Genomic DNA, 9,661 nt, shown 5'->3' on the forward strand with positions numbered 1-9,661 from the left:
AAACAAATGTTTAATTAGTTTTTTAAATAACTGGAAATCAAATAAATATAATTTTAGCTACTTGTCTTTCAAGTAGCTTTTTTATTGATTTTATCCAGGAAAATATTTTTTGGCAAGCAATTTGAAAGATCTCCAGCGTTCAACAGAAATGTGAACAAGTAGTAAAATTTAAAATTAAGAAAGAGTAAAAATTAAAAAATTAAAGTTATGAAAAAGTTAATTTTAGGATTAGCAGTAACTGCAGGAACATTAGCGTTCGCGCAACAGACAAATTCTTCTAGCCCTGTAGCGTTTGGGGTAAAAGGAGGAATGAACGTTTCTTCACTTTCAAAAGATAATGGTCTGGATGATCAAAAATCTAAAATAGGATTTAATGCCGGTGTATTTGCTAATATTCCTGTGGCAACTTCATTCAGCATTCAACCAGAGGTATTATATTCACAATATGGTAATAAATCTGATTATACTTTAGCAGGAACTAAATATTCTGCTTCTACTAAATTAGATTATATTACAGTACCGGTAATGTTCCAGTATAATGCCCTTCCTAACCTTTATTTAGAAGCTGGACCAGAATTTGGTTTCATGGTAAGTGCTAAGAATAAATACAAAAATGAATCTTCAGGACAATCTTCTACAACAGATAACTTCAAAGATAATTTAAATACATTCAACTTTGGTATCGGTTTAGGAGCAGGATACTATTTCACCCCTAATTTAGGAATTACGGCAAGATATGTAGCAGGTCTAACAGATATTGCTAAAGACAGACCTAGTGGATCTGATGCTGTAAAAAATAATGTATTCCAGGTAGGATTAGCTTATAAATTCAAATAAGCTTCTTAAACATTCAGCAACAAATTTTATATTCAATAAAAGATCAGGTTAAATTTTTAATCTGGTCTTTTTTATTTGTATTGTAAATCTTAAATTATGTTAATAAACTACAGTTGTTTTTTCTGTATGTGACGATCAAATAAAATGACTAATTCTCTATTATAAAGAGAAATGGAATTGCTTTATCTTTTTTGGCACGCAATTTGATTGTAAAGAAAATGTTAAACAAAACTTAAAAACTATTAAATAAAAACTTATGAAAAAGATTCTTTTTGGCCTAGCATTAGTAGCAGGTACTTTCTCTTTCGCACAAAAAACTTCTAATAATACAGCTTCATCTCCAGTTAGATTTGGATTAAAAGCAGGTCTTAACGTTTCTAGCTTTACTGAAAGCGGATGGAACTCAAAAGCAGGATTCTATGCAGGTGCATTCGCTAATATCCCAGTAGCACAGGATTTCTCTGTACAACCGGAAGTTTTATACAGCGGAATGGGAGCAAAAGCTAAATCTAACAGTGATGTAAAAGCTAATTTAGATTATATTGCTGTACCGGTAATGTTCCAGTATAATGCACTTCCTAACTTATATTTAGAAGCAGGACCTCAATTCGGTTTCTTAGTAGGTGCAAAAGTAAAGTATAATTCTAATTCTGTAGATATTAAAGACTCAACTAAAGGTTTTGATTTTGGTTTAGGTCTTGGAGCTGGTTACTACTTCACTCAGAACATTGGTGTTAACGTAAGATATGTAGCTGGTTTAACTGATATCGCTAAAGACAGACCTAGCAATTCAGATTCTAACAAGAACGGAGTGTTTCAGGTTGGTTTAGCTTATAAATTCTAAGCTTAGCTTTAATAAAAAATTAACCGGATTATGTATTTAATCCGGTTTTTTATATTTAAATCTCTAATTTATTTTTTTGGCAAGGAATTTGCGTATAGAGTATTAATTATATTTGTTTTAAAATGATCTTTAAGTTACATTTATTTTATGATTTTAAACTAATTTAAAGTTCATATAAAAACAGATGATGGAAATATAAATTTGTATTTCCGTTTTAAATAGAATACATTTTGATTTCAATAGAAAAAGTCAGGTTTACTTGTTAAATCTGACTTTTTCGCTTTTATATGATTTTTATCAATTTTATCTCTTTGGCGGGAATTTTGCTGCAATGTGGTTACTATACTCAAAACATTGAACTAGTGACAGAATCATAAATAGTATGCTGGTTACAAAATAAGGAACAATGTTTTTGAGCTTGATATAGCATATAAATTCAAGTAGATATTTATTATTTTTCGATGTAGGCCAGACGTTTTATATGTCTGGTTTTTTTATTGTCAAGTAGATTAAATTTCTGAAGTGGAAAATATATTTATTTACCAATTAAGATATATTTTATATGGAATGAAATTAACATAAAATTTATCATAAATATTCCATATGTATTGAATTATTTTACATGAAACAAAGGATAATATTTCTTTTTTTTAATTTAAAAAAACGGTTGAAAATGGCTGTGTGTCTGGGTTTTTTGAGTTTGGCAAGCATTTTGCAAAATAAACCGCGAATGGTTGAAAGACCATCAAGTAGTAAAAATTAAAAAATAAAAATTATGAAGAAGTTATTTTTAGGACTGGCATTAACTGCTGGTACATTAGCCTTTGCTCAGGAATCAACAACTGTAAATACATCACCTCTTAAAAAAGACGTTCAACCTGTAAGATTTGGTATTAAAGCCGGAGGAAACTCAGCATATTTCAGTGAGCAGTCATTTGGAATGAACAGCCAAAAATTAGGTTTCCACGCCGGAGCTTTTGTAAACATTCCTATCTCTAAACAATTCAGCTTTCAACCGGAGGTATTATACAACCAAATGGGAGCAAAAGATGTAGCTTATTCAACAGAAACTACTACAGGAGCAACTACTGTAAAAACTAAAGGTGAAAGTAAAGTAACAATGAATTATATTTCAGTTCCTTTAATGGTGCAAATGAGACCTATTGACAAGTTCTATATTGAGGCAGGTCCTGAGTTCAGTTATTTTATCAACGGAAAAACTAAAGGGGAAGCTACTATCGCATCTACTACCGGAGGTGTAACTACAACAACAACTCAATCTCAGTCTGATGATATTAATAAGGATAATATCAATAGATTCAACTTTGGCCTTGGTCTTGGTTTAGGGTATGATATTACCAAAAATATCGGAATCAGTGCCAGATATACCAACAGCTTAACAAAGATCGAAAAAAGCAGACCTGCTGCTGAAAACAACAACAGAGTTTTCCAATTAGGTCTGAACTATAAGTTCTAATAAAAAATTAAACCAATTTTTTAACTTTAGATGCAGATTTTGCATCACATAAAATAGCCGGAAGAATTTCTTCCGGCTATTTATATTCAAGCTTTGAAACAATTATTCAAAAATTCTGGGATCATCGCTGATTACACCGTCTATTCCTATATTTTTTAACTCCTGTAATCTTTCTTTGGTATTCACTGTCCATGGGATTACTTTCATTCCTAATGCATGACATTCCTGAACAAGTGAAGGAGTAACAAGCCTGTGGTCCGGGCTGTAAATGGTTGGAGTGAAACTTAAAAATTTGATATCACCTGCTACTCCATTCAGATGATTTGGATATAATTTAAATTTTTCCGCCGGAATATTTTTAAAATGGCTCCGTTGCTGTTCTAATTTTTTATCATCCACTTTCTCTACAAGTAAAGCGGTCATTATCTTTGGATATTCTTTATGGATAATTTCGAGTGTTCTGGGATCGAAAGACTGAATAATAACCCTATCCTGAATTCCTTTTTCTATAATGATCTTCATCATCAGGTTTACAAATTCTTTTGGCTCAGGGTGAAAGATATTGTCAGAGAAGGGACGTGTTTTGGTTTCTATATTATAATATGGTAAAGGTCTTTTCAGCTCGCGTGAATAAGCTTCACAGGCATCTATGATATCTGAAAACAGAGGCTTCTGTACCTTCATTTTCTTTTGATCCGGATAATTATCAAGTTTCTTCAGTCCTACATCAAATGTTTGGATTTTTGAATAAGGCATATCGTAAATTTTGTAATAAAAACCGGAATCTCTCGGAATGTAAGTTCCATCTGGCTTAGTAACCAATTCAGGAGAAAGAAAAGCATCATGAGAAAGAATTACTTTTTTATCTTTTGTGATGGCCAGATCCATTTCCAAAGTGGTTACATTCATTTTTAAGGCATTTTTCATGGCCGGAATTGTGTTCTCCGGATATAGGGATTTTCCGCCACGATGGACCTGATTATCGAAAGTTTGTGCTGAATATAATTGAGTGGCAATAAGAAACAGGCCTGATAAAAATACATTCTTCATATCCTTTAATTTTAATCTTATAAAATTAAAAATTACCTGTGTACTGTATTATACGAGAATATTAAGGTTGTGCTACATTTCTTCATGCTTTAACGTGAAAGAACACAATTTTGAAGTGTACGTGACCAACTATAGTTTGCAAATAGAATGAAGATTCGGAATGATAGAATACAAAAAGGGCCAGACATTTACTGCCTGGCTCTCTGTTTTATGTAAGAAATATTAATTAAATAGTTCTATCTCTTCTCCTTTTCCTACCGGATATTCTTCCGTGAAACATCCGAAGCAGTGATTGGAAGATCCTAAAATTTCTTTCAGGTTATCTATGCTTAAAAATTCTAATGAATCTACTCCTAAGTAATTTTTAAGTTCTTCTGTAGTCATGTTTGCAGAGATCAGATCATCTTTTGACGGAGTATCAATTCCCAGATAACAAGGTGCAATAATTGGCGGAGAAACACTTCTGAAGTGGATTTCTTTTACTCCTGCATCTTTCAAAATTTTAACCAGTCTTTTAGATGTTGTTCCACGAACGATAGAGTCATCAATGATCACTACCCTTTTATCTTTCATTTCTGAAATAATCGGGTTCAGCTTAAGGTTTACTACTCTTTCTCTCATTTCCTGGGTAGGAACGATGAAACTTCTTCCGATGTATCTGTTTTTAATCAAAACAGGACGGAAAGGGATTCCTGAAGCTTTTGAGAAACCAATGGCAGCAGGAACTCCTGAATCCGGAACTCCGATTACCACATCTGCTTCTACCGGTGCCTGCTCCCAGATCTTTTCTCCTGACTTTTCTCTGATCTCATACACATTGATGTTTTCGAGGGTAGAATCAGGGCGTGCGAAATAGATGTATTCAAAAGAACAGATTCTCTGTTTTCCTTTAGATTCATCCATCATATAAGAATGAAGTTTTCCAGGCTCATTTTCGTTGGTGTAAATGATTTCTCCAGGAAGAATATCACGTACATACTGAGCTCCTACAGCATCCAGTGCTACAGATTCAGACGCTACAACATAAGAGTTTTCATTAATGGCACCTAAAACCAATGGACGGATTCCATTAAAATCCCTGAAAGCAAAGAACTTGTTTCTGGTCATTCCCACTACTGAATAAGCCCCTTCAATTTTCTCCATAGTGGCTTTAATAGCTCCACGAAGTCCAAGGTCAAGGTTTTTCTGGATTAATCTCAGGATCACCTCAGAGTCGGAAGTAGCTCTGAAGACTACACCTTCAGCTTCCAATTCCGCTTTTAATTCTTTTGCATTGGTAAGGTTACCATTGTGTGCTATAGAAAGTATAATCTGGTCATATTCGTTTTTTGCGAAAAATGGCTGGAAATTATATTTCTTTTTATCTCCTGCAGTGGTATATCGGGTATGACCAATTGCAGAATTTCCCATAAAAGTTTCAGGTTCCTGAATTTCTTTATAAACATCTAAAACCAGTCCCTCATCTTTCATATTGGTAATTTTCCCGTCTTTTAAAACGGAAATACCACAAGCTTCCTGGCCTCTGTGCTGTAGTGCAAAAAGCCCGAATTGTGAAAGGGAAAACGTATCCAGATCATTATCTGAATACAGTCCGAAGATTCCGCATTCCTCATTAGGAGCATCTAATCTTTCCTCCTCCTGAGTTCTGAAAAGGTTTCTTCCGTAAACCTGGTTTTCAAACTGTTTTAAATATTCACTTTTATGAATGTCTAAACTTTTCATTTCTATTTTTCTAATTGTAGATCTTAGAAGTCAGATTTCAGATCTCAGATCAAAAGCTAACTTCAAATTTTAATTTTGTTTTATCTAACAAAGTATTTTCAGTACCAACATCTGATACCTGAAATCTAGTATCTGAAATCTTATTTCTCTAAAAGATTTTTAAGACGGTTGTAGATTTCAACATACGCCTCAGTTACTTCTCCTAAATCTCTTCTGAATCTGTCTTTGTCAAGCTTCTTCATAGTATCTTTATCCCAAAGTCTGCAAGTATCCGGAGAAATTTCGTCTGCAAGGATAATCTCACCTGTAGATGTTTTTCCTAATTCGATTTTGAAGTCTACAAGGATGATGTTGATCTTGTCAAACAATTCAATAAGGATATCGTTGATGTCTGAAGATAATTCATACATTTCATCAAGCTCTTCGTAAGTAGCAGCACCTAAGAAAACAGCGTGGTGATCGTTGATAAGCGGGTCTCCTAATTCATCTTTCTTATAGCAGATATCGAAGATGGTTACCGGAGATTTAATTCCTTCCTCCACTCCTAATCTTTGTGCCATACTTCCTGCAGAGTAGTTTCTTACCACCATTTCCAAAGGAATGATAGAAACTTTTTTTACCAACTGCTCTCTTTCGTCTAATTTTTTGATGAAATGAGTTTTGATCCCTTTTTCATTTAAATATTCAAAAATAAGGGTTGTGATCGCATTGTTCATTTCCCCTTTAAGGTCAACCTGGCCTTTCTTTTGAGCGTTAAATGCTGTAGCATCGTCTTTGAAACGTACTACTACTTCATCAGGATTATCGGTAGCAAATACTTGTTTCGCTTTCCCCTCGTACAACATTTCTTTCTTTTGACTCATAATTTTACTTTCTAAATTGTAGTTAGATTTATTGATTTATTTAATTATTATTCCTGTTAAGACAGCCAGCCCAAAACTTAACAATGTACCAATTAATACATATTCCGTAAGCTTTCTCTGTTTTGCCTGTGCAAGGTCGCTGAACCTGAAAACAGATTTGGCAGCTACCATGAAACCGACGCCTTCCCAGTGATTCACCATAATAAAGGTAAATACCAGCAGACGTTCTAAAATTCCGATATATTTTCCGGCACTTGATAAAGATTCGGTTTGAATCGTGTTGGGGCCATCCGGAGCAGGTGTCCAGGATGATAAAAGAATTTTGATAAAAATAGAGGCTGGCGTTGTTAGAAACAAAGCTGCCATAAGTATCTTCAAAAATTCCTGATTTTGTAAAAAGCTGAAATTAAATTCCCCGAAGTAAAAAGACACTCCTGCAATTACCAGTACATGCAAAAGTTGATCAATGAAAAACCATCTTTTCTTTGTTTTAATAGTCTGGAAACTAAGTTTAGCGGCATCAATAATAAAATGAGTAACCCCCACTAAAACAGCAACCCACCAAAGCTGCAGATCCCAAAGCAAAATCAGACTTAAAACAGTATGAATCAGAATATGGAAGTATAAAAACTTACTTTTCAGTTTATAGTTTTCCTTATCAGCAACCCATGAATTTGGCTGAAGTATAAAATCTCCGAGTAGATGTGCCAATATGAGTTTGATAAAGATCATGTTTATAGTTCGGATATTTTCTTTCTGAAATACTGGTTGGTTTCCACGATGAGCTCATAGTTGGCTCGTTTCAGTCTCTGGCTGATAGAAGACTGTGAAATAGCAAATCTTTTGGCAAGATCTTCCTGGGTAATATCCTGATTCATAATCATTTCATGAATGATTTCTGAGGTAGCCATAGTCCAGTTATCAAAATCCTTGGATGACCATTTTAATAAAATATTGAGATCCCTGTCTACGGAATCGTTTGACGTTTTAATGGCAACCGTGTGCCCGTCATTCTTCAGGTCATTCAGAAGGCGCCCGGAATTTACATAAGCAGTACCGTTAGATTCGGTGATCTTTTCAGAAGAAAAGCTTTCTTCACCAATGCCTATGGCCATTCTTACATCCAGGTTTTCCTGACTTTTAATAAGGGATTTTATGGCTAGAAAATGCCAGAAAACAGAGTCAATACTACATTTGAACTGAAACTCATCTCCCCTGTAGATTTCCCATGTGCCGGGAGCGCTTCCCCAGGTTTCGAGAAGATTTTTAAGCTTGGTAATCCAAACTTCAGTGTCTGCATGCTGTGAATTTATAATATCACCGGTAATGACCGCTATCATACTGCAAATATAAGCATAATTACTTATAAATAAAAAATATAAGCACAAACACTTATAGATATTGATTATTAGCGAATCTGCTTATATCGATTATGTAGTAACCATAAGGTTTTAAGGAGGTTATGTTACATATGAAAATTATGGAAAAGTAAAATAGAATGAAAAAATTTCATGATGAGCTGGGTATTAACTCAACTTTTTTAATGATTTTTTGTTTAAGGAGCTGTTTCCTGCTATCCGCTCATACTCCTCGCTCCTCTCTTTTCCAGCCACATGCTGTGGGGTAACCGCTCCTATCAGGGCTAATAAGACTATTATCTATAAAAAATAAAACCTAACAGGTTTCAAAAATCTGTTAGGTTGAATGTCGTTAAAATATTAGTTACTCTTGTACTATTTTTTTATAAACTGTTCTACTCTATCATCAAGTCTCAGAAGATAGGTTCCTGTAGGAATTCCCTGTACAGAAATATTTTTCTTATTTCTGAAAGGCTCTTTCTCTGTATAAATTACTTTTCCAGAAAGATCAATAATCTGAGCTGTTTGAATTTTTTCAGTTTCTCCACTTATAAAAATATTGTCATACACAGGATTTGGATATATTTTCAATGATTTATCTGTAGAAGTGATAAGTTCTGAAGTTGACAATGTTCCAAGGTTCTGACAGTAATTAGACGGATAAGAATCCCACTCTCCGATAGTAAATGTACTATTAGGTTGGTTGATTGTGCTCTTTCTGTATAAAGAAACGTTCCCATTTGTATTGGCTACGTATTTGGTTCCGATGGCATCTACGGTAACAAATTTATTATAAGCAAGCTCTACATAATTGTCTCCCCTGAAGGTCATAGGGTCCGAAGAAGTTACAAACTTTGCCTGAGTATTGGTATAGCATGATAACGTAGCTTTAGGATTCAAAATAACAAATGTTTCATTATTCCCTACTTTGCCTTCCAGTTCATATGTATCAGCACGATAGTAATTACCTTGAGTATTTTTAAGAAGAATATTGATTCTGTAATTATTCAGATTTACTTCATGGCCTGTTTTATTGGTAATTTCGAGAGCATTATTGCTTACTGTCGTATTGTTGGTTCCTGAAATATACTTTGTAATGATCAGATCTTTAGCATAAGCATCTGATGCAATAGTAGAAGCAGTAACTGTATTGCTGACAGGAGACTCAAGATAACCTTTATCATATGCTTTTACTGTAAAGGTATATGTAGTAGAAGGATCCAGGTGATCTATACTTATAGAGGTATTTTTGGTTGTTGCAACAGGAGTAGTCGCACCATTCATGTAAATTCTGTATCCCAAAACATCTGTTTCCGGCGAGGCGGTCCAGTTAAGATTAATGAAATAAGCACTCTGTTGAGTTGATGTGAGTGCTCCTGGGGCAGTAGGTGGTATATTGTCAGGGGTTTCTGACCAGATCATATTCACCCATTCAGGATGATCTATAAATGGGTTTCTGTTATTCTGTATCGAATATATAGCATTATTCCTATCAATTTCCCTTTGTGAA

General features: G+C 34.1%; 9 protein-coding genes. 3 read left to right on the plus strand and 6 right to left on the minus strand.

The window, feature by feature from the left end; all coding sequences use genetic code 11:
* The first annotated feature begins 207 nt into the window (after positions 1-207).
* From BBH99_RS04440 to BBH99_RS04450, 3 genes are all read left to right on the plus strand, one after another.
* On the plus strand, positions 208-837 hold the full coding sequence (locus BBH99_RS04440) for a porin family protein (RefSeq protein ID WP_066692531.1): 630 nt from the start codon (positions 208-210) through the stop codon (positions 835-837).
* 256 nt (positions 838-1,093) lie between these two features.
* Complete coding sequence (locus BBH99_RS04445) at positions 1,094-1,681, plus strand: porin family protein (protein WP_066692534.1); 588 nt, start codon at positions 1,094-1,096, stop codon at positions 1,679-1,681.
* A gap of 775 nt (positions 1,682-2,456) precedes the next feature.
* Positions 2,457-3,158 (plus strand): porin family protein, encoded by a 702-nt coding sequence (locus BBH99_RS04450; RefSeq protein WP_066692536.1) that lies wholly within the window; start codon positions 2,457-2,459, stop codon positions 3,156-3,158.
* 102 nt (positions 3,159-3,260) lie between these two features.
* Here BBH99_RS04450 and BBH99_RS04455 read toward each other — a convergent pair whose 3' ends face one another.
* The 6 genes from BBH99_RS04455 to BBH99_RS04480 form a co-directional block, all read right to left on the minus strand.
* Positions 3,261-4,208, minus strand: a complete 948-nt coding sequence (locus BBH99_RS04455) for a glycerophosphodiester phosphodiesterase family protein (protein WP_066692539.1) — start codon at positions 4,206-4,208, stop codon at positions 3,261-3,263.
* 222 nt (positions 4,209-4,430) lie between these two features.
* On the minus strand, positions 4,431-5,930 hold the full coding sequence (gene purF, locus BBH99_RS04460; protein WP_066692544.1) for an amidophosphoribosyltransferase: 1,500 nt from the start codon (positions 5,928-5,930) through the stop codon (positions 4,431-4,433).
* 140 nt (positions 5,931-6,070) lie between these two features.
* Positions 6,071-6,793, minus strand: coding sequence for a phosphoribosylaminoimidazolesuccinocarboxamide synthase (gene purC, locus BBH99_RS04465; RefSeq protein WP_045496615.1), 723 nt, complete (start codon positions 6,791-6,793; stop codon positions 6,071-6,073).
* Between the two features lie 36 nt (positions 6,794-6,829).
* Positions 6,830-7,525: a DUF3307 domain-containing protein gene (locus tag BBH99_RS04470; protein ID WP_066692547.1), complete on the minus strand. Its 696-nt coding sequence runs from the start codon at positions 7,523-7,525 to the stop codon at positions 6,830-6,832.
* A 2-nt stretch (positions 7,526-7,527) separates the two neighbouring features.
* Positions 7,528-8,133 (minus strand): SatD family protein, encoded by a 606-nt coding sequence (locus BBH99_RS04475; protein ID WP_066692550.1) that lies wholly within the window; start codon positions 8,131-8,133, stop codon positions 7,528-7,530.
* Positions 8,134-8,526: 393 nt separating this feature from the next.
* Positions 8,527-9,661: T9SS type A sorting domain-containing protein (locus BBH99_RS04480; protein ID WP_123873004.1), on the minus strand; the 1,135-nt coding region annotated here is incomplete at its 5' end.

It is taken from the genome of Chryseobacterium contaminans, from assembly GCF_001684955.1.
Classification (GTDB): Bacteria; Bacteroidota; Bacteroidia; order Flavobacteriales; family Weeksellaceae; genus Chryseobacterium; species Chryseobacterium contaminans.

Excerpts from the sequence above, each read along its gene's own strand:
- BBH99_RS04475 (WP_066692550.1), bottom strand. The coding sequence starts at position 8,133 with ATGATAGCGGTCATTACCGGTGATATTATAAATTCACAGCATGCAGAC.
- BBH99_RS04470 (WP_066692547.1), bottom strand. The coding sequence starts at position 7,525 with ATGATCTTTATCAAACTCATATTGGCACATCTACTCGGAGATTTTATA.
- BBH99_RS04440 (WP_066692531.1), top strand. The coding sequence starts at position 208 with ATGAAAAAGTTAATTTTAGGATTAGCAGTAACTGCAGGAACATTAGCG.
- BBH99_RS04455 (WP_066692539.1), bottom strand. The coding sequence starts at position 4,208 with ATGAAGAATGTATTTTTATCAGGCCTGTTTCTTATTGCCACTCAATTA.
- purF (WP_066692544.1), bottom strand. The coding sequence starts at position 5,930 with ATGAAAAGTTTAGACATTCATAAAAGTGAATATTTAAAACAGTTTGAA.
- BBH99_RS04445 (WP_066692534.1), top strand. The coding sequence starts at position 1,094 with ATGAAAAAGATTCTTTTTGGCCTAGCATTAGTAGCAGGTACTTTCTCT.
- BBH99_RS04450 (WP_066692536.1), top strand. The coding sequence starts at position 2,457 with ATGAAGAAGTTATTTTTAGGACTGGCATTAACTGCTGGTACATTAGCC.
- purC (WP_045496615.1), bottom strand. The coding sequence starts at position 6,793 with ATGAGTCAAAAGAAAGAAATGTTGTACGAGGGGAAAGCGAAACAAGTA.